General features: G+C 34.5%; 14 protein-coding genes. 4 read left to right on the top strand and 10 right to left on the bottom strand.

What is annotated here, in order from left to right; genetic code table 11:
• Nucleotides 1-40: 40 nt before the first annotated feature.
• On the top strand, nucleotides 41-2,653 hold the full coding sequence (locus GBH57_RS02535; protein ID WP_151672478.1) for a T9SS-dependent M36 family metallopeptidase: 2,613 nt from the start codon (nucleotides 41-43) through the stop codon (nucleotides 2,651-2,653).
• Nucleotides 2,654-2,700: 47 nt separating this feature from the next.
• On the opposite strand, the gene GBH57_RS02530 is transcribed toward GBH57_RS02535, so the two are convergent.
• Nucleotides 2,701-4,482: a 1-deoxy-D-xylulose-5-phosphate synthase gene (locus GBH57_RS02530; protein ID WP_151672477.1), complete on the bottom strand. Its 1,782-nt coding sequence runs from the start codon at nucleotides 4,480-4,482 to the stop codon at nucleotides 2,701-2,703.
• A gap of 80 nt (nucleotides 4,483-4,562) precedes the next feature.
• Between GBH57_RS02530 and GBH57_RS02525 the strand changes: the two genes are divergently transcribed.
• Nucleotides 4,563-5,012, top strand: coding sequence for a nucleoside deaminase (locus GBH57_RS02525; RefSeq protein ID WP_151672476.1), 450 nt, complete (start codon nucleotides 4,563-4,565; stop codon nucleotides 5,010-5,012).
• A 112-nt stretch (nucleotides 5,013-5,124) separates the two neighbouring features.
• On the opposite strand, the gene GBH57_RS02520 is transcribed toward GBH57_RS02525, so the two are convergent.
• The 4 genes from GBH57_RS02520 to aspS form a co-directional block, all read right to left on the bottom strand.
• Nucleotides 5,125-5,316, bottom strand: coding sequence for a cold-shock protein (locus GBH57_RS02520; RefSeq protein ID WP_151672475.1), 192 nt, complete (start codon nucleotides 5,314-5,316; stop codon nucleotides 5,125-5,127).
• A gap of 92 nt (nucleotides 5,317-5,408) precedes the next feature.
• Nucleotides 5,409-5,654 (bottom strand): hypothetical protein, encoded by a 246-nt coding sequence (locus GBH57_RS02515; protein ID WP_151672474.1) that lies wholly within the window; start codon nucleotides 5,652-5,654, stop codon nucleotides 5,409-5,411.
• A 25-nt stretch (nucleotides 5,655-5,679) separates the two neighbouring features.
• Nucleotides 5,680-7,476 carry a chloride channel protein gene (locus GBH57_RS02510; RefSeq protein ID WP_151672473.1) on the bottom strand — a complete coding sequence of 599 codons (1,797 nt, stop codon included), beginning with the start codon at nucleotides 7,474-7,476 and terminating at the stop codon, nucleotides 5,680-5,682.
• Between the two features lie 68 nt (nucleotides 7,477-7,544).
• Nucleotides 7,545-9,302 carry an aspartate--tRNA ligase gene (aspS, locus tag GBH57_RS02505; protein WP_151672472.1) on the bottom strand — a complete coding sequence of 586 codons (1,758 nt, stop codon included), beginning with the start codon at nucleotides 9,300-9,302 and terminating at the stop codon, nucleotides 7,545-7,547.
• A 216-nt stretch (nucleotides 9,303-9,518) separates the two neighbouring features.
• Between aspS and GBH57_RS02500 the strand changes: the two genes are divergently transcribed.
• Nucleotides 9,519-12,233, top strand: coding sequence for a TonB-dependent receptor (locus tag GBH57_RS02500; RefSeq protein ID WP_151672471.1), 2,715 nt, complete (start codon nucleotides 9,519-9,521; stop codon nucleotides 12,231-12,233).
• A gap of 129 nt (nucleotides 12,234-12,362) precedes the next feature.
• On the opposite strand, the gene GBH57_RS02495 is transcribed toward GBH57_RS02500, so the two are convergent.
• The 4 genes from GBH57_RS02495 to GBH57_RS02480 form a co-directional block, all read right to left on the bottom strand.
• On the bottom strand, nucleotides 12,363-15,875 hold the full coding sequence (locus GBH57_RS02495) for an efflux RND transporter permease subunit (protein WP_151672470.1): 3,513 nt from the start codon (nucleotides 15,873-15,875) through the stop codon (nucleotides 12,363-12,365).
• 73 nt (nucleotides 15,876-15,948) lie between these two features.
• Nucleotides 15,949-17,118: an efflux RND transporter periplasmic adaptor subunit gene (locus GBH57_RS02490; protein ID WP_151672469.1), complete on the bottom strand. Its 1,170-nt coding sequence runs from the start codon at nucleotides 17,116-17,118 to the stop codon at nucleotides 15,949-15,951.
• Nucleotides 17,119-17,150: 32 nt separating this feature from the next.
• Nucleotides 17,151-18,521: a TolC family protein gene (locus tag GBH57_RS02485; protein ID WP_151672468.1), complete on the bottom strand. Its 1,371-nt coding sequence runs from the start codon at nucleotides 18,519-18,521 to the stop codon at nucleotides 17,151-17,153.
• 47 nt (nucleotides 18,522-18,568) lie between these two features.
• Nucleotides 18,569-19,174 carry a TetR/AcrR family transcriptional regulator gene (locus tag GBH57_RS02480; protein WP_151672467.1) on the bottom strand — a complete coding sequence of 202 codons (606 nt, stop codon included), beginning with the start codon at nucleotides 19,172-19,174 and terminating at the stop codon, nucleotides 18,569-18,571.
• Between the two features lie 191 nt (nucleotides 19,175-19,365).
• Here GBH57_RS02480 and GBH57_RS02475 point away from each other — a divergent pair, with 191 nt between their 5' ends.
• Complete coding sequence (locus tag GBH57_RS02475; RefSeq protein ID WP_151672466.1) at nucleotides 19,366-20,340, top strand: polyprenyl synthetase family protein; 975 nt, start codon at nucleotides 19,366-19,368, stop codon at nucleotides 20,338-20,340.
• A gap of 17 nt (nucleotides 20,341-20,357) precedes the next feature.
• Here GBH57_RS02475 and GBH57_RS02470 read toward each other — a convergent pair whose 3' ends face one another.
• On the bottom strand, nucleotides 20,358-20,921 hold the full coding sequence (locus tag GBH57_RS02470; protein ID WP_151672465.1) for a hypothetical protein: 564 nt from the start codon (nucleotides 20,919-20,921) through the stop codon (nucleotides 20,358-20,360).
• Between the last annotated feature and the right edge of the window lie 24 nt (nucleotides 20,922-20,945).

Genomic DNA, 20,945 nt, shown 5'->3' with positions numbered 1-20,945 from the left:
ATTCTTAGTATTTTGCAAAAAAAATATACACTTTAATAATATGAAAAAGATTACTTTCCTTTTGATACTGCTAATCAGTAGTATTGGATTCTCGCAAGACTACACGTCTTTAATTCAAAATTACTTAAACGCTAACCGTTCAGAAAACGGATTACAACCTGCAGATATTTCTGATATTGTAATAAATTCTCAGAGCTATTCTAAGAGTATGAAGGTTGAAAATCTTTACGTAGATCAACGTTTACAGGGAATACCAGTTTTAGGAACTACATCTCCAGTAGCTATCAAAAACGGAACTGTAGTTTATGCTGCTTTCGATTTCAAATCAAATCTTACTCAGTTAATTAATACAACAACACCTTCAATAACTCCTCAAGCAGCCATTGTAAATGCAGCAAGTAGATTAAATATAGGAAATCCTCAAGGCTTAGAGCGTGTTAAAGTTGAAGGGAATGCTTTTGTTTTTAACAAAGCAGGAATTTCTATTAATAATATCCCAGTAGCTTTAGTCTTTGAATCCACAGAAAACGGATTGCGTCTTGCTTGGGATTTAAGTATTTACCAAACAGACGGAAGCCATTATTACAGCGTAAGAGTAGATGCTGTTACAGGTGCGCTATTATCACAAAATGATTGGGTTGTTAACTGTAATTTTGGCTCAGGAGATCACGATCACTCTTCACACGCATCAAATACCTCTAGTGTATTAGAAAAAAGGACTTTAAGTAAAAATTTAGAAGTTTTAGCTTTAGGGGGTGATGCTTACAGAGTGTTTCCACTTCCTATTGAGAGTCCTAATCATGGTAATGATGAGTTAGTAATAAATCCGGCTAATACAGTTGCTTCTCCTTTTGGGTGGCACGATACTGATGGAGTAGCAGGAGCAGAGTTTACTATTACAAGAGGTAACAATGTACTTGCGCGCGATGATATTAATGCAGATAATGCTGGAGGTGAATCACCTGACGGAGGGTCAACATTAACCTTTGATTTCCCTTATCAGTTTGATACAAATCCTGTAAATATGTTAGATGCAGCTACAACTAACTTGTTTTATTGGAATAATATTATGCACGATGTATGGTATCAATATGGGTTTGATGAAGAAAGCGGAAACTTTCAAGCTAACAACTATGGAAATGGTGGAACTGAAAACGACTTTGTAGACGCCCAAGCACAAGATGGTGGAGGAACAAACAACGCAAACTTTTCTACTCCACCAGATGGTAACAACCCAAGAATGCAAATGTTTTTATGGAATGCATCAGGACCTGCTGGTGAGCCTTTAACAATTAATACTTCTGGTCCACTAATGGGAGGATATAATGGAGTTCCTGCTGGATTTGGGTCCCCACTTCCTGAGGATATGGCTTTAGTAGGAGATTTAGCTTTAGCAATAGACAATAATGCTGGCGCATCAGATGATGAAAATGATGCTTGTGATGTTATTACAAACGGAGCAGCATTAACAGGAAATATTGCAGTAATTAGAAGAGGTGAGTGTCAATTTGGTTTTAAAGTATTAGCTGCTGAAACTGAAGGAGCAATTGCTGTTATTGTTGTAAATAATGTTGCAGAAGCATCATTTGCTATGGCACCTGGAGATGTAGGAGATCAAGTAACGATTCCTTCCATTATGGTAAATAATATTGATGGTGAAGCAATAATCGCTGCATTACAGAATGGAGATCCATTAAACGGTTCATTGATTAACGATGGTCCTTATATGCTAGATGGTGACCTTGATAATGGAATTATAGCTCACGAATATGGACACGGAATTTCAAACAGATTAACAGGTGGTCGTTTTAATTCAAACTGTTTATCTAGTGATGAGCAAATGGGTGAAGGGTGGAGTGATTATTTTGGTCTAATGCTAACAATGCAGGATACGGATACTCGTAATGACATAAATGGAATTGGAACATATGCTACAGGACAGCCTACTGATGGTGGAGGGATTAGAGAAGCTCCATACAGCACAGACTTTGCAATTAATGATTTTACTTTTGATGATATTGATGGAAATGTATCTGTACCACACGGTGTAGGTTTTGTTTGGGCTACTATGTTATGGGAAATGACTTGGGATTTAGTTGATTTATATGGATTTGATTCAGATATTTATAATGGTACAGGGGGTAATAATATCGCTATGCAATTAGTGATTGATGGTTTAAAATTACAAGGTTGTAACCCAGGATTTATTGCAGGACGTGATGCTATTTTAGAGGCAGATATGCTTGCAAATAATGGAGAGAATCAATGTTTAATATGGGCTGCTTTTGCTCGTAGAGGATTAGGGTTGAGTGCAGATGGTGGATCAGCTTTTAATTTAGGAGATCAAACTGAAGGCTATGATGTTCCTACTTCTGCAAACTGTTTATTAGCTTCAGGAGAAAATTCAACAATCGATAGTAATTTTGTGATTTTCCCTAATCCATCTAATGGAATAGTAAATATTAGAGCAATCCAACAATCTGGTGATGCTCAAATAACTATTTACGATGTAAATGGTAGAGTGGTAATTTCTCAAGAAGCAACACTGCAAAATACAGTAAGTATTAATGCGCAAAGTTTAATTACTGGAATATATATTATTACCATAGAAGGTGATAATTACACACATACTGCTAAGCTTATTATTGAATAAAGTGTAGTTTTAAGAAGTAAAAAGGAGATCTAATGATCTCCTTTTTTTTATACCAATTTTTCAAGTATAACTTCGGAAATTTTAATGGGGGATAATCCTGCTATTTCATAAAGCTCATCAATACTTCCTTGTTGAGGGAAAATATCTGAAAAACCAAGAATAGTTATCTCATTTTTTAAGTGATATTCTGATGCAAACTCTAGAAGATAACTGCCAAAACCTCCTGCTTTAATTCCGTCTTCAATTGTGATAATAGTATTGAATTTTTGGAATATAGCTAAAAGTGCTTTGTTGTCTAACGGCTTAATAACTCTTATATCGTAATGAGCAATTAAGTTTTGAGATTCTGTATCGAGTAATTTGATAGCATCTCCAACTTGATAAGCCATCGTTCCAACTGATAAAATAGCAATTTTAGAACCTTGTTTTAATAATTCACCTTCATAAAATGGTATCTTTTTAAATGGTTTTTCCCAATTTAATTCCCTACCTCTTCCGCGTGGATAACGTATAGCAAGTGGAGTGTCCAATGCTAATTGTGCGGTGAATAACATATTGCGAAGTTCCTCCTCGTTTCTAGGTGCTAGAATAATAATATTGGGGATACATCGTAAAAATGCAATATCAAAAATACCGTGATGTGTTGCGCCATCTTCACCAACAACACCAGCTCTGTCTATACAGAAAATTACAGGTAATTTTTGTAAGCAAACATCGTGAATAACTTGGTCATATGCTCGTTGTAAAAATGTAGAATAGATGTTACAGAAAACTGCTAAACCTTGTGTCGCCATACCAGCAGCTAAAGTTACTGCGTGTTGTTCTGCAATTCCTACGTCAAAAGCTCGTTCGGGAAAGGCTTCCATCATGTATTTTAATGAACTTCCAGTAGGCATAGCTGGAGTAATACCAATAATATCATTGTTTTTATTAGCTAATTCAACAAGTGTAAGCCCAAAAACATCTTGAAATTTAGGAGGTAGTTTTGTTTCAGATTTTGGATGAAGCTCTCCTGTAATTGCATTGAATTTTCCAGGAGCATGATACTTTACTTGATTTTCTTCGGCTTGTTTGAGCCCTTTGCCTTTTTTTGTTATTAAATGTAAAAGTTTAGGTCCTTCTATGGACTTCAAACTTTTTAAAGTGGAGATAATTTCGGCTAAATTATGACCATCGACTGGTCCCGTATATTTAAAATTTAAAGCTTCAAAGATATTATCTGAATCTGGTGCACCATCAAGACTTACTTTAGTAAAATAGTTTTTTAAGGCCCCAACACTAGGGTCAATACCTATAGCATTGTCGTTTAAAATTACGAGTAGATTAGTGTTTGAAACCCCTGCGTGGTTAAGGGCTTCAAAAGCCATTCCGCTTGCAATACTAGCATCGCCCACCACAGCAATATGTTGTTTGTTGAGGTTGCCTTTAAGTCGAGAAGCCATCGCCATACCTAATACTGCAGAAATTGCTGTACTACTATGGCCCGTGCCAAAAGCGTCGTAAATACTTTCTTCCATTTTAGGAAAACCACTTATGCCCCCTAGTATTCGGTTTGTATCAAAAACATCGCGTCTACCAGTTAAAATTTTATGCCCGTAAGCTTGATGACCCACATCCCAAACAAGCAAATCATTTGGGGTGTCAAAAACGTGATGTAAAGCAATTGTAAGTTCAGCAACTCCTAAACTAGCTCCTAAATGTCCTTCTTTAGTTGCTACGGCATTTATAATGAAATTGCGTAGTTCTTGTGTGAGTTGTAATAATTTGTCCAGTGATAGCTCCTTGAGGTCTGCTGGAGAATTGATAGTATGTAAAAGCGTTTTGTCCACAAAACAAAGATACTAGTATTGTTGATGTGTTAATTCGTTCGCAGCATATTTTGTAATTTTACAAATCATAACTCACACTCATGATAGAACCATACGACGATACTTATTTTATGAAACGTGCTTTACAAGAAGCTGAGGAAGCTTACGAGCAGGGGGAAATACCAATAGGTGCTGTGATTGTTGCGAATAATCAAATAATAGCAAGAGCACATAATTTAACCGAAACGTTAAACGATGTTACAGCTCACGCCGAAATGCAAGCAATAACATCTGCTGCTAGCTTTCTAGGAGGTAAATATTTGCAAAAATGTACCTTGTATGTGACTATTGAGCCGTGCCAAATGTGTGCGGGTGCTTTGTATTGGAGTCAGATATCAAATATAGTTTATGGCGCTAGAGATGAACAGCGAGGTTGTATTGAAATGGGAACAAAATTGCATCCAAAAACAGGTATGAAAGGTGGAGTTTTAGCAGAGGAATGTTCTCAATTATTGAAAAAGTTTTTTGTAGAAAAAAGAAATCTCAATTAGAATACAGACTTTTGAAAAGTGATGTGAACGCTTTTGTCAAAGTGAGCTAATAAAAAAAAATCCCGCTCGATTGAGCAGGATTTTTAATCAAATGTAAAGATATATCTTGTTCTTAGATAACACGTACTTGACCTGCTACCATTCCTTTTCTTCCTTCTTCTTCAACATATTCTACTTTATCACCTTCGTTAAGTTGCTCTCCATTGAGACCTGTGATGTGTACAAAAATGTCTTTTCCAGTCTCATCATTAGTGATAAAACCGAAACCTTTTGATTCGTTGAAAAACTTTACTGTTCCTTCCATTGTAATATAATATGAATTAATAATAACACAAATGTAGCTAAAAAATGATGCGTTATGTTACCTAAATGTGAAATTTGTAGTTTTCTAGGTTATTATAACTTCTTGTTATTCGTATAGTTGCGCATTTTATATATGTTTTCCTTGTTCAACATATAGTCTTCTACTTTTTTGTTTTTCCATCTATGATATACAAATGTGGGCATCCATAAAAAGAATAAAGTAGCTACGCCTAAGCCAATAAAAAGGTGTCCTTGAGCTTCATTTGTACTTTGAGTATAGAACCCAAAAACTGCTAAGCCAACTGCTGCAATAAATAATATGATTAGTATAATTCTCATAATTGTGTTTGATTAAAAATAATATTTAACGTCCAGAAAAAGCAATTAATTTTCTTCGATACGCAGTAAGTAATTTTGATTTTGAGACAAACCCAATATACTTGTTTTCTGAAATAACAGGTAAATTCCAGGCGCTTGTTTCTTGAAATTTTTTCATTACTACTGTCATTTTATCATCTTCTAAATTAATAATCGCTGGTGGGTTTTTCATTAATTCCTGTGCGGTTACATTATTATATAATGATTGGTCAAACATAATTGGGCGTAAATCATCTAGCAAAATTATTCCTTGTAACTGCATTGTTTTCCTGTCTAAAACTGGGAAAATATTTCGGTTACTCTTAATAATAGCATTGTGGACTATTTCACCTAGCGTCATTTCTGTATAGATTGTAACAAAATTCTTTTCAATAACAGATTTAACGTTCATCAATGTAAGTACAGCGTGATCTTTATTATGTGTTATTAAATCCCCTTTTCTTCCCAATTCCATTGCATATACTGAATGTGGAACAAAATAATTAGCGAGTGAAAATGAAATTGCAGCCGTAATCATTAGCGGCAAAAATAATTGATATCCTCCAGTTACTTCTGCAATTAAAAATATAGCCGTTAAAGGGGCATGTAGTACACCTGCCATTAAACCAGTCATTCCTACAAGTGTAAAGTTACTTTCGGAAACTGGATTTGATAAAAATGAAAGTGTATTAATAATTTTCGCAAAGCAGAAACCTAAAATACTTCCCATAAAAAGAGTAGGTGCAAATATCCCACCCACACCTCCAGCGCCAAAAGTAATGGCACTTGCGATGACTTTGAAAATCACTAACCCTAAGAGTAAAGCGATTAATGCCCAAACGTTTGTTGGGTCAATATTGAAAAAAGAATTTTGTAATGCTTTTTCAGGATTACCTTGTACGAGGTTGTTTATTAAATCGAATCCTTCTCCATATAATGGTGGTATTAAATAAATTAATAACCCTATTCCAAATGCTCCTATTAAAAGTCGTTTAAGTGGGGAGGTAAACCCATCAAAAAATTGCTGAATTTTATCATATACTACCGTGAAATATATAGATACAAAACCTGCAACAACTCCTAGTAAAATATAGAGTGGTAAATCGCCAATTGTAAATGTTTCTGAAATTTTAAATGGTAACAAAACATCGCTTCCAAAAAATAAGTAAGAAGTTAAATTAGCCGCAACCGAGGCTAATAATAGTGGAATTAATGAAACTAATGTTAAATCGAGACTGAAAACTTCAATAGCAAAAATGATTGCGGCAATTGGAGCTTTAAAAATGGATGACATTGCCCCTGCGGCAGCACAACCTATTAATAAAGTTCTTGTTGCTTGATTCATATGCAGCAATCGTGAGAGGTTTGAGCTCAATGCAGCTGCTGTTGAAACAGTTGGTCCTTCTAATCCTACAGAGCCACCAAAACCTACTGTAATAGGCGCAAGGATTAAACTTGCATACATTTGGATTTGTTTCATTAATCCTTTGCGCTTACTTATTGAAAAAAGTGTGGCAGGAATACCTTGTGTGGGCTGAAATTTTAATACATATTTTACTATAGCAAAAACTAAAAACAACCCAATTATTGGAAAGATAAAATAGAAAGCCGTGTGATATTCATTGACTAATTTCCCTTCTAGTAATAACTGAATAAAGTGCGTTGCATTTTTAATAACAACAGCAGCTAGACCAGATAGAATACCCACAATAATACTTGCCAAATAGATAAATTGCTTCTGGGGAATGTGTTTTATTCTCCAGATTAAAAATCTAGTTAATATAGTATTTTTTTGTTTAGACATTGTTGGGTTTAAAAAAATCCCACTAGAAAAGCGGGATTTTAAAAGTACTTAATATTTCAGATTAAAAATTATTTTTCCTGAAGGTCAATTTTTAAATTTAATTCGGTCAATTGTTCTTGGTCTAGTATTGCAGGTGCATCAATCATAACATCGCGACCGCTATTGTTTTTAGGGAATGCAATAAAATCACGTATTGTTTCCTGTCCTCCAAGTATTGCAACAAGTCTGTCAAGACCAAAAGCTAATCCACCGTGAGGTGGTGCTCCATATTCAAATGCATCCATTAGGAATCCAAATTGTGCCCGTGCTTCTTTTTCAGTAAAGCCTAAATGCTTTAACATTATTGCTTGTGTTTCTTTATCGTGAATTCGAATAGATCCTCCACCTATTTCGTTTCCGTTAAGTACTAAATCGTATGCGTTTGCTTTAACTTCACCTGGTTTAGCGTCTAACATTTCTAATTGACCTGGTTTAGGTGATGTAAAAGGGTGGTGCATTGCGTGGTAATGACCTGTCTCTTCATCTAGCTCTAATAATGGGAAATCGATTACCCATAATGGAGCAAACTCATCTGCTTTTCTGAGTCCAAGTTCTTCAGCAAGGTGCATACGCAAAGCACTCATTTGGGCTCTAACTTTATTTGTTTCGCCAGAAAGGATGCAAATTAAATCTCCTGCTTTTGCGCCAGTAACTTCAGCCCATTTTGCAAGATCATCTTGATCGTAGAATTTATCTACAGATGATTTAAACGAACCATCATCATTACAACGGCTATAAACCATTCCAAGTGCTCCCACTTGTGGTCTTTTTACCCATTTGATTAAATGGTCTATTTCTTTACGTGTGTACTTGTTTCCGCCAGGAACAGCAATACCTACAACTAGTTCAGCACTGTTAAAAACACCAAAGTCTTTATGTTGTGCAACATCGTTAAGCTCACCAAATTTCATGTCAAAACGAATATCCGGTTTATCATTTCCATACAACTTCATAGCGTCATCGTACTGCATTCTTGGAAATTCGCCTATTTCAACTCCATTAATTTCTTTTAATAAGTGACGTGTTAAACCTTCAAACATATTTAGAATATCTTCTTGGTCGATGAAGGCCATTTCGCAGTCAATTTGAGTAAATTCTGGTTGACGGTCTGCTCTTAAATCTTCATCTCTGAAACATTTAACAATTTGAAAATATTTATCTAGTCCACCTACCATAAGCAATTGCTTAAAGGTTTGAGGCGACTGTGGAAGTGCATAAAATTGCCCTTCATTCATACGAGAAGGAACCACAAAATCGCGTGCTCCTTCAGGAGTAGATTTTATTAAGTAAGGAGTTTCTACATCTACAAATCCTTTTTCGGATAAGTAATTACGAACTGCCATTGATACTTTGTGACGGAAAATCAAATTCTCTCTTACAGGATTACGACGAATATCAAGGTAGCGATATTTCATACGTAAATCTTCACCACCATCAGTGTTGTCTTCAATAGTAAATGGAGGTGTTAGTGATTCATTTAAAACAGTCACTTTCTTTACTAAAATTTCAATATCACCCGTTTCCATTTTTGGATTTTTAGAAACACGTTCAATTACTTCACCAGTAACTTGAATTACAAACTCGCGTCCTAATTTAGATGCTTTATCCATCATTTCTTTAGGTGTGCGTTCCTCATCAAAAACAAGTTGAGTTATTCCGTAGCGATCACGAAGATCTACCCAAACGATAAATCCTTTATCTCTCGATTTTTGTACCCATCCTGCTAAAGTTACTTCTTGCCCTATATGTTCGGCACGAAGTTGGCCGTTTGTATGCGTTCTATACATGTGTAAAGTGTGTTAATTCCTGTTTTTTCAAAGGACTGCAAATTTAATAAGTTATTGTGTATTGACCTTGATTTATAAACATTAAAGTAATGCACTTATATTGTAAATTGATAAATTATAGGTTTGGTTGCCTAATAAGCAATTAATACTTAAGTTTTTTTATAAATATTTATTAAATCTTCGTTATTTTCGAGTATAATTTAAACAAACACCATTATGAAACAAAAAAACTTTATGCCAAAATTGGCATTATTATTAATGCTGCTACCTTGCATGTTGTTCGCACAGAATACCATTGAAGGTACTGCAAAGACGGCAGACGGAACCCCTGTGTCATTTGCGAATGTTATAGAGCAAGGGACTACAAATGGTACTGTTGCAGATATCGATGGTAATTTTTCGCTTGATGTTGAGTCTTTACCTACTACACTTGTTGTAAGTTATGTTGGTTTTTCAACGAAAGAAATGGAAGTCTCTGGAAGTGGAGTTTCTTTTATTCTAGCAGAAGGTGATGAGCTTGATGCTGTTGTAATTGTTGGTAATAGGTCAAAACCAAGATCAGTTTTGACTTCTGTGGTGCCAATTGATAATATTAAAACAAGTGAACTTACTCTTACAGGGCAACCTACTTTAGATAAAATGCTAACGTATAAGGTTCCTTCTTTCAATTCAACTACTCAAACGATTTCAGATGCAACTGGACATTTTGATCCTGCAGATTTAAGAGGATTAGGTCCAAGTAGAACATTGGTTTTAGTAAATGGAAAAAGAAAGAATCAAAGTGCATTAGTATATATTAATGATACACCTGGTAAAGGAGAAGTTGGTGTAGATTTAAAAAGTATTCCTGCAGCTGCTATTGAGCGTGTAGAGGTTTTACGTGATGGAGCATCTGCTCAATACGGATCTGATGCTATAGCAGGTGTGATTAATATGGTTCTAAAAGAAGGATATGAGTACACTACTTTAAATATTGATAGTGGTATTACTACTGAAGGTGATGGTTTTAATTTAGGGGCTAACATTAATACAGGTATTAAAGTTGGTGAAAGCGGAGGTTTTTTAAATTTCACAGCAGGTTATTACAAGCAAGAAATTACAAACAGAGCAGGTGAGCCAGGTGATGATAAGCTATTTGGAGTTGAGGCAAACGATCCAGATTTTGGAGATTACCTTGCTGCTAATCCAGATTTGGGGATGACTGTTGGTCAACCTGCTATAGATAAATACGATTTGTTCTACAATTTTGGTCTGCCGTTTAAAAATGGGAATGGTAAATTTTACACTTTTGGGGGTATGACTTATAGAGAAGGAAAAAGTTTTGCATTAAACAGAACACCTTACTGGGTACAGGATCCTTTTAATTTATTACATGAGGAAGGAACTGAATACACAGGTTTTCAACCTACATTCGAAACTGAAATTATTGATAATAACCACACAGTAGGAGTTGAGTTTGGTCTTTTAGGTTTTGATCTTGATGTAAGTGGAACTTACGGTAGAAATGCTGTAGATTATATGGTAAACAATAGTTTAAATCCTGCTTTAGGAGCAGCGAGTCCAACAAATTTTAATGTTGGTGGATATGCATTTAGCAATAGTATTTTAAACTTAGACGTTTCTAGAAATTTAGGAATGTTAAGTGTTTCATTTGGTGCTGAATATAAAGATGAAAATTTCATCTCTAAAGCTGGACAGCCAGAATCGTATATTTCTGGAGGGGTTCAATCTTTCCCAGGTTTACAACCATCAAATGCTGTAAATGAATCTAGAAATAATTTTGGGGCTTATGCTAGTGTAGATGTAGATGCGACTGAAAAATTGTTATTCACAGCTGCTGCTCGTTATGAAGACTTTAGTGATTTTGGAGACAACACATCTTGGAAAGTTGGTGGTCGTTATATTTTAGGAGATAATAGAGGAGCTATTCGTGCATCATACGGGACGGGTTTTAGAGCACCATCTTTACACCAAATATATTTAAGTAATGTACAAACACTCGTTTCTGGTGGGACAATTTCAAACCAAGGGACTTTTAATAATGTGGACCCAATTATTAGAGAAGGTTTAGGAGTTCCTCAATTAACTGCTGAAACTTCTACAAACATCTCTGCTGGTATTACCTATAAAATTACACCACAATTTTCTGTAGCTGTTGATGGATATCAAATTGAAGTTGAAGATCGTGTTTTATTTTCAGGAGAAATTGGATTTGATGGAGATGATGACACTACAAACCCTGTTGAGCAAATTTTATTAGATAATTCTATTACTAGTTTAAAGCTGTTTACTAATGCAGTAGATACTAGAACTCAAGGTGTAGATATTGTTGCTAACTACCGAAATGTTGAGCTTGCAGGTGGTTCATTAGACATCACTCTTGCTGCTAACTTTAATAATACTGAAATCACTAATGATGATGTAGACCCTAACACTGAAGGGTTGCAATTAGAGGCACCAGGACTTATAGGGGCTAATGGATATGATATTTTTAATCGTAAAGAACAATCTCGTATTGAGTCTTCAAGACCACAAAGTAAAATTCTTCTTGGTCTAGATTATAACATTGGAGATCTTAACATTGGGTTGAATAACACTTATTTTGGTGAAGTTACTTGGAAGCATTCAAATAACGGACTTAATGGTGCGCCACTTGGACCAGACGGAGCTAATCTTCCAATAGAAGATTCAGCATACGATCAAACGTTTGGTGGTAAAATCATTACTGACATAGTATTCAAGTATGGTTTCTCTGAAGCAATTAGTGCTACAGTATCTGTAAACAATTTATTAAATGTTTATCCAGATGAAATTGAAACGCAAGGAGATTTTGTAACTGACTTAGGTGGTAGGTTTAAGTATCCTTGGGAAGTAAACCAATTTGGTTTTAATGGTACAATGATAAGTGCAGGATTACAATTCAGATTCTAATATTTCATTAATTCAGATGTATTAATTCTTTACGAAAAAATACTTCTTAAATTATTAATGCCCCTAGCAATATAATTATCGCTAGGGGCATTTATTTTCATTTTAAAATTTCCGAAGAAAACAAAGCAACTATTCCGCTGCTTCTATGCTTAAATCTTCGTTTGTTTCAATACCGTTTGAGTTTCTCCAGTTGTGAATGCGCATTTTTAGACGCATAGCAAAGAAGAATAAAATAGGCACAACGATTAGTGTAAGGAACGTAGCAATAAATAATCCGTAAATTACTGTCCAAGCCAATGGTCCCCAAAATATCACATTATCTCCACCCATATAAATTTTAGGGTCAAACTCGCTAAATAGAGAGAAGAAATCAATATTTAATCCAATCGCTAAGGGTATTAAACCTAATATCGTTGTAATAGCTGTAAGTAATACTGGACGTAAACGAGCTTTACCTGCTGTAATAATACTAGCTAATAATGCATCTTTTGGAAGATAATTGTTTTCGTCAATATCAAGTTCGTTTTTCTTTCGGTCAATTAATAACTGAGCATAATCGAGTAGTACAACACCATTATTCACAACAATTCCGGCTAGTGAAATAATACCCATCATTGTCATTAATAATACAAAGGGAGCACCAGTAATTAAAATTCCTCCAAATACACCAATGAAGCTCAAGAAAATGGCAATCATTATTATAAGTGGTTTTGAGAAAGAATTAAACTGAAATATCAATATCAAGAAAATTAGCCCCAGTCCACTAAAGAATGCTCCTACTAAAAAGGCTTGTTCTTTGGCTTGCTCTTCAAGTTGACCTGTGTAGTTAGGTTTTATCTTTTCAGGCATATCCTTAAAACTCTTCATTTCATTCTGTATCTGTTTTACAGCTGCGTTTGCATCAGTATATCCAGGTTTTAATGCCGAGTAAATTGTAACAACTCTACTAGCTTCTTTATGCTTAATTGCACTAAATCCAGAGGTGTTATTTTGTGTTGCAACAGCAGATACTGGTATTTCTCTAAGTTGACCTGTATTTGTTCTAAAGGTCATTGTTTGGTTAAACAATGCACTTTTATTATAACGACTATTCTCATTGAAGCGAACATATATATCATAGTCTTCCCCATCTTCTTTGAAGACTCCTGCTTTTGTTCCAAAGATTGCATTACGTAATTGTTGTCCTACTTGTCCTGCACTCACACCAAGTTCTCCAGCTTTTTCGCGATCAACTTTGACCTGCATACCTGGTTTATCTTTATTTACATCAATTTTAAGCTCTTCAATACCAGGAATATTTTTATCATTTAAAAACTTTCGCATATTTTCAGCTGTCGAAATAAGCTCATTATAATCATCTCCACGAAGTTCAATATTTACAGGAGGTCCTACTGGAGGTCCGTTTGCATCTTTTTCTACAGAAATTAATATTCCAGGATACACATTAGCTAAAGCTTCCACTATTTTTTGGCGTAGCTCTTCACTATCTGCACCGCGTCTATACTTATACTCACGCATGGAAACTGTAATTTTTCCTTTGTGTGGCATTTCAGCAGAAGATCCTCCATCTGTTTGAGGGTTTCCAGCACCTTCACCCACTTGAGAAACTGCACTTTCTACTAGAAAGTTATAGTCCCCATCCATGTATTTTGGGTCGTTTAAAGTATTATATACTCTTTCTTCAATTTCCTTAGTAATGGCATTTGTTTTTTCAATATCAGTACCTTCAGGGTATTCTGCATAAACAATAATCTGGTTTGGTTTGTTGTCTGGGAAAAACTCAAACTTGGTATTTCCTGAAGCCATCGAAGCACCGAATAATCCAAACACAACAAATAATAATAGGAATGTTCCTACTACTAAAATATATGGACGAGCCCCTTTAAAAGCTGTTGTCAAATTTCGTTGGTACCAGTTTTCAAGACTAACAAGTGCTTTGTTTTGAAAACTATTTGCTGCTTTTCTAAGTATCAATCGATACACCCATAACATGATTGCAACAAATATCATCAGCACTCCAAGACCGCTGAAGTCACCACCTATTATTGCAATAACAAGACCTATTCCTCCTACGATTGCTGAAATTTTAATAAGGTTTTTAATAGGCATGTCTTTATCTTCTGTAGTCATAAACTGAGATACTAATACAGAATTAAAGAAAATTGCTACAAATAATGAAGAACCTAATACCACTGAAAGAGTTATAGGGAAGTAGATCATAAACTGCCCCATTACTCCAGGCCATAAACCTAAAGGTACAAAAGCTGCAACCGTAGTTGCTGTTGAAATAATAATTGGGAATGCAATTTCACCAATACCTTTCTTCGCAGCTTCAACACGACTTAGTCCTTCTTCTTCCATTAATCGGTAAACATTTTCTACCACCACAATACCGTTGTCAACTAACATCCCTAATCCCATAATTAATCCGAAAAGAATCATAGTATTTAATGTGTATCCTAGCCAACCTAAAATCATAAGTGACATAAACATAGACATAGGAATGGCAAACCCAACAAAAAGGGCGTTTTTAAATCCTAAAAAGAACATTAATACTGTTACTACTAGGATAATACCAAAGATGATATTGTTTACCAAATCATCAACTTGACCAATAGTTTTAGAAGATTGATCATTGGTAATGGTTACAGATAAGTCTGGTGGAAAGTAGTTTTCTATTGCATCAGCTACTATAACTTCTACTTGTTCTGCGGCAGCAACCATATTTTTACCACCTCGTTTTTTAACGTCAAGCATTACCACACGATTTCCAAAATCACGAGCATATGTAGTTCTGTCTTTTTCTTTAAAGGTAACAGTAGCTATATCCTTAAGGTATACAATATCACCATCTTGAGATTTAACTACGAAATTTTCAAGTTCTGATGGGGTATCAATTTCGCCGATAATACGAATAGTTCTACGCTGACCGCTAGATATTAAATTCCCTGCAGACATCGTCATATTGCCACTATTGATAGCGTTTGTGACATCACTAAAGCTAATAGCCGAAGCCATCATTTTATAGATATCAACAGCAACTTCCACTTCTAGTTCTTGCGCACCACGAATATCAACCTTTTTAATTTCTTCAAGATTTTCAATCTCATCTTGAAGATATTCACCGTATTCTTTCAGTTTAGTAACTGGATAATCTCCAGAAATATTTATATTTAGAATAGGTATTTCTTCACTCATACTAAGCTCAAACACATTGGGTTCTACTTTTGCTCCATTAAAAGTTGGCCAGTCTTCACCAGATGTTTCGGTGTCTATTTCGTCTTTTACTCTTTGTTTAGCTAACTCAACAGTAATATCTTCGTCAAATTCAATCACAATCATTGAATAGTCCTCTTGAGAAGTTGAGGTTAATTCTACTTTATTACTAATTGATTTTAATTTATCCTCTAGCGGATCTGTAATTAGCTTTTCAATATCTTCTGCAGTGTTTCCTGGATAGATTGAACTAACATATATTTTAGTTTCTTTAATCTCTGGAAAGTTTTCACGAGCCATTGTCATATAAGCTGTAAAGCCTAGATACAATACAAGAGCCATCATCATGTAAATGGTTGTCTTGTTGTTTATAGCCCAAGTTGAGAGTTGAAACTCTTTTTCTGTATTTTTTTTCTGTTTTGCCATAGTAATGCCCACAAAGGGGGGTGCCTTATTTTTAATAGCGTTTTGAAACTTTTAAAGTAAGTTACTTGTCTTTTTAGTAGGTGATAATTTTCACCTCTTGTCCATCTTTTACGCTTCTTGCACCTTCTTCAATTAATTGATCTCCGTCAGTTAATCCTTCTAGTACTTCAATAACATCACCTTGTGTTTTTCCGGTTTTAATGATAACTCTGTGTGCAGTTGCTTTTTCGTCAGTTGTTGATGAAAGTTTGTAAACAAATTGTTCTCCATCTGAATTTTCAGAAATAATACTCTGTGGTATCATAATTGCTTTTTCATTTGTATAATCATTAATTTTAAGTCGTGCAGTTAAGTTAGGCTTTATTGTCTTATCCTTATTTGGAATTGTGATTTCAATATTATAAGTTCTGTTATTTGGGTTGATGTAATTTCCTGTTTGTCCTACTTTAGCATTAATAGTTTTACCTAAAACAGGAAAGAATAATTCAACATCTTTACCTTTAACTACATCAGTAATGTACGTTTCTGGAACATCAGTTTTAACATACATGTTATTAAGACTTACTATACGCATTAGTTGCGATTGTCCTGGTGCCACTACACTTCCTTGTTCTGTAATTATATCGTCGATTGTACCTGAAAATGGAGCGCGAACAGTTGCTTTTCCTATTTGTTGCTTCATTGAATTGATAGCTTTAAGTTGGCCTTCGTATCCAGATTTAGCTTGTAAGTATTGGATTTCACTACCTATTTTTTGATTCCACAGGCGTTCTTGTCTTTCAAAAGTAGTTTTTGCTAAGTCAGCTTGTACTTGCATTTGTGCTAGTTGTTGACTCATACCACCATCATCAATTGCTGCAAGTATTTGACCTTTAGAAACCTTTTGACCTTCTTTTACATAAACACGCTGAAGTACACCTCCCATTTCAGGAGTTATTACAATATTTTGATCTGTTTCAACACTACCTTGTAATTCGATAAAATGATTAAAAGATTCTTCTTTGGCTGTTATAGCAGTAATTAAAGGAAGTTTCCCTTCAGGGCTCAACTCTTTTAATTTATTATTTAGTTCTTTAATTTCGTTATTAATTACCAGCTGTTCTGTAGCGAGTGCATCACGCCTTTTTTGCATTGCAGCAACATCTCCATTTTCTATTAATGTAGCTACGGAGATTTTATCTTCTTGCTTTCCGCAAGCGATAAGTAGCGATGATAGTACTATTAATGTGATTATTTTTTTCATTGTGTTCGGTTTTAGTATGTCGGTTAGGTGGTTTAGTTTTTTAAAGTTTCAGAAGAAACTCTTAGTTGAGGTGTATTTAGTACTGTTTCAATTTCTGCTTTGGCATTAATTAAATCTAGCATACTTTGAAAATACTGTTGTTGTGCTGTGTATAATTGTGTTTGTGCTTGGCGCAAATCGAAACTTGTACTTAAACCTTCGGTAAATTTCACTTGGTTTTTCATTTCAATGCGTTCAGAGAGTGTAATGTTCTTTTTTGCGTTTTCAAATTTTTCAATGGCAAATTGGTAATTGCTTCTAGCTGTATTAAGCTCAAGTGTAACTTGTTGCTTTTTTTCGGCAAGTTCCGTTTCGGCTTGATCTAAAGCTATTTTAGCGCGTTGTGTTTTAGCATTACGCATTCCACTACTAAAAATGGGTACGTTTAAACTTAAACCTAATAAAGATGATTGGTACCATATTTGGTCGCTGTCGAAAAATGAAAACGATTGGCTATTAGCTGCAGTTCCATAATTTACAAATGCTGAAAGACTTGGTAGTGCTTTACTCTTTTCAAGTTGAACTTCAAGGCTTCTTTGCTCGGTTAAATTTTGAGCAATTTTATAGTCTACATTTTCTTCAACTGATAGGTCTTGTTTTAAAAGCTCAAGGCTTAAGTTTTCGTTAGTTAATGCATCAATTGTTTCCGTAAGTGTTACTGGAGCTTCAACATCAATACCAAGTGCTATGTTGAACATTTGGCGAGCAATTGTGTTTGTGCGCTTCGCATAATTTAATTGAGTGTCTACATCTAAAAGTGTTACTTCTAACTGTTCTACGCTTTCTTCTTCTGCTAGACCATTTTCAAAAATCTGGCGCGTTTCATATAAATTATCTTCAAGTGCTTTTTTGTTTTTTTCAAAAATGGCAATTAATTCTTCTGAAAGTAAAACGCTTCCGTAAGCATTAATAACGCCTTTACGAACTTCGAGACGTGTTTTTTCGTTTGTATTTTCTGAAAAATTTAAAAATGTTTTTGCAGCTTTTAAACCTACTAAGTAACTACCGTCAAATATTAATTGATTTAATGTAGCGGTGGCATTAGCATTTTGTTTTGTTCCAAAAGTTACAGGTACAAAAGTTCCAGGAAGTCCACCTGCAATTTCTCCCGGTAATAGTGTTACGGGTTGTTTTAAATTGTTGTTGTAGTTTATGCTTCCACTTATTTGAGGTAATCCAACAGCTGTTGCTTCCCATTTTTGCTTTAATGCTTTAGCGATATCTCGACGAGCATTTATAGCTGTGTAGTTGCTGTCTAATGCAAATGTGATAGCTTCTTCAAGTGAAAACTGATATTGCTGATTTTCCTGCGCCCAAGTAGGGATTGAAGCAAGAAAGGTGAGTATAAATAGGAGTTTCTTCATTATTTGGTTTTTTAATTCCTTAAACTGAATTGTTAATAAGTTGGTTATTAGTCGTGTGTTGATTGTATTAAATTGTTTAATATGGTCCTTCCTTTTGGAGTTACAATACCACGTAAATGATATTCTAAATACATATCGTATAAGGTTCGTCCATCGAACATTGATGATGGGAACAATGTTTCTTCTTTAATTCCGGTAATGCCATTAAAGTATATTCTAGAAACAAATTGAACATCCATATTTTCACGATACAATTCCTGTTCTAATCCACGATTTAGATTTTTTAGAACACATTCCTGCATGAAATTGAATTGTCTTGCTTTAATGTTTTGATAAATGCTTGGATAGTATTTTTGTAGTTGATGCCAGGGTGATGCTTTTTCATCACGCATGTGTTCCATTACACATTTTTTTATTTCGTAGATTTCTTCAATTGGATTTTTTTCAATAGAACAAATATGATCAATAGTGCTAGAAACTTCTTCAAAAATTTTGTCTGTCACTACAGCGATAATAGTTTCTTTATTACTAAAATGTGTATAAATGGTTTTTTTACTAATTCCCATTTCATTAGCTATATCATCCATTGTAACACTCTTAAATCCAAGAGACATAAACATTGAGGAAGCTTGCAGTATTATTTTATCTTTCATTAGTCTTAAAAAATTGGCACCATTTTATTTGAAGGTGCAAATATAGACTAGGAAACTTGAAACACAATTATAGTTTCCTAAGTTTTATAAAAATTAACAATAAATTAACTTCTAGTAATTCGTAATAAATAGGACTTATAATTGGTGTGCATAGCGTTTATATAAGCCTTATTTTTGTTTAAAATTTTGGAATGGAGGATTTTGAAAAGTACCGCAAAGCATTATACACACATTTGGAAAACACCATTAGTGTAAGTGAGCCAAAAGGATTGTATGATCCTATTAAATATATTTTAGCTTTAGGCGGAAAGAGATTACGTCCAATACTTACATTAATGACGGCAGATTTTTTCTCCGGAAATGTTAATGAAGCAAAAAATGCAGCCTTAGCTGTTGAGCTTTTCCACAACTTTTCATTGATCCATGATGATATAATGGACAATGCTCCATTAAGAAGAGGTAAAGAGACCGTTCATGAAAAATGGGATTTAAATACAGGGATACTTTCTGGAGATGCTATGCTAATATTAGCATATCAACTTTTTGAAGCATATGAGCCAGCAATGTTTCAGCAATTAGCAAAATTGTTTAGTACTACTGCATTGCAGGTGTGTGAAGGACAACAATACGATGTTGATTTTGAAACTAGAAACGATGTTACTATTGCTGAGTACATTAAAATGATTGATTATAAAACGGCAGTTTTAATAGGTGCCGCTATGAAAATGGGAGCTATTGTAGCCAATGCCTCAGAGGAATGCTGCAATAATATTTATGATTTTGGTCGTAATCTTGGGATTGCATTTCAACTGCAAGATGACTATTTAGATGCCTTTGGAAATCCTGAAACTTTTGGAAAGCAAGTAGGAGGTGATATAATATCTAATAAGAAAACCTTTTTATATTTAAAAGCGCTTGAAGGTAGTAATACTTCGGAATCTGAAATATTAAATTCATTATTTACCACTCTGCCAGAAGACCCATCGCAAAAAATTGAAACAGTAAAGAAATTATTTAAAAGTACAGGTTCAGCTAAAGCTACCATTTCTGAAATCGAAAATTATACTAAAAAAGCTTTTGAGCTTCTAGATAAAATTGAATTGAAAGAGGATAAAAAAGCTTCGCTAAAAAGTTTTGGCGAATGGCTTATGCAGCGTACAGTATAAATACATTTAGTTAATTGCTAAAAGTAGACCCTTACAAAAGGAGCAAATGCAGTAGCGTAAATATCATCGTCTTCTTGAAATAGCACATTGTATCGAACTCCAATTGAGGCCGGGCCTACACGGTATCCAGCTCCTATAAATAAAGCAGTGTTCCATCCGTCACTTGTTGCTTCAACAGTGCTAATAGATCCATCTGTGTTTTGTATTTGCACATCGCGATTAATATTGTATTTAAGTTGTTCAATCTCTGCACTTAATTGAAGTTGAGGTAATGGGTTTGCTAAACCAATTAAACTTGCTCCATATAGACTAGTGTTGAAATTACGACCACTTTGATAACTGTAATGTAATCCAGGTCCAGCACTAAAATATTCATTAAAATTATAAACTGCACTTGGTGAAACCGAAGCGCTAAATATACCATTACCAACATTTAAACCAAGTCCTCCACCAATACTAACTTTATTCCAAAATTCAGATTTGTCTTTTTCCTCCTCTTGGGCAAATAAGGTTACAAGAGGCATTAATAATATAATTGAGAGCATTAACTTTTTCACAACTATTTTGATGTTAGAGAACATTAGCATATTTTTAAGAGTTTTACA

Origin of the sequence: Patiriisocius marinus (genome assembly GCF_008974325.1) — a bacterium.
Classification (GTDB): Bacteria; Bacteroidota; Bacteroidia; order Flavobacteriales; family Flavobacteriaceae; genus Patiriisocius; species Patiriisocius marinus.
Note: the sequence above shows the minus strand (reverse complement) of the source record. Positions and strands in the feature narration are given on the sequence as shown.

What these genes read in the sequence shown, in the direction of transcription:
- GBH57_RS02480 (WP_151672467.1), bottom strand. Translation starts at nt 19,174, where the DNA reads ATGAAAGATAAAATAATACTGCAAGCTTCCTCAATGTTTATGTCTCTT.
- GBH57_RS02525 (WP_151672476.1), top strand. Translation starts at nt 4,563, where the DNA reads ATGATAGAACCATACGACGATACTTATTTTATGAAACGTGCTTTACAA.
- GBH57_RS02510 (WP_151672473.1), bottom strand. Translation starts at nt 7,476, where the DNA reads ATGTCTAAACAAAAAAATACTATATTAACTAGATTTTTAATCTGGAGA.
- GBH57_RS02475 (WP_151672466.1), top strand. Translation starts at nt 19,366, where the DNA reads ATGGAGGATTTTGAAAAGTACCGCAAAGCATTATACACACATTTGGAA.
- GBH57_RS02535 (WP_151672478.1), top strand. Translation starts at nt 41, where the DNA reads ATGAAAAAGATTACTTTCCTTTTGATACTGCTAATCAGTAGTATTGGA.
- GBH57_RS02500 (WP_151672471.1), top strand. Translation starts at nt 9,519, where the DNA reads ATGAAACAAAAAAACTTTATGCCAAAATTGGCATTATTATTAATGCTG.
- GBH57_RS02520 (WP_151672475.1), bottom strand. Translation starts at nt 5,316, where the DNA reads ATGGAAGGAACAGTAAAGTTTTTCAACGAATCAAAAGGTTTCGGTTTT.
- GBH57_RS02495 (WP_151672470.1), bottom strand. Translation starts at nt 15,875, where the DNA reads ATGGCAAAACAGAAAAAAAATACAGAAAAAGAGTTTCAACTCTCAACT.
- GBH57_RS02485 (WP_151672468.1), bottom strand. Translation starts at nt 18,521, where the DNA reads ATGAAGAAACTCCTATTTATACTCACCTTTCTTGCTTCAATCCCTACT.
- GBH57_RS02470 (WP_151672465.1), bottom strand. Translation starts at nt 20,921, where the DNA reads ATGTTCTCTAACATCAAAATAGTTGTGAAAAAGTTAATGCTCTCAATT.
- GBH57_RS02515 (WP_151672474.1), bottom strand. Translation starts at nt 5,654, where the DNA reads ATGAGAATTATACTAATCATATTATTTATTGCAGCAGTTGGCTTAGCA.
- aspS (WP_151672472.1), bottom strand. Translation starts at nt 9,302, where the DNA reads ATGTATAGAACGCATACAAACGGCCAACTTCGTGCCGAACATATAGGG.
- GBH57_RS02490 (WP_151672469.1), bottom strand. Translation starts at nt 17,118, where the DNA reads ATGAAAAAAATAATCACATTAATAGTACTATCATCGCTACTTATCGCT.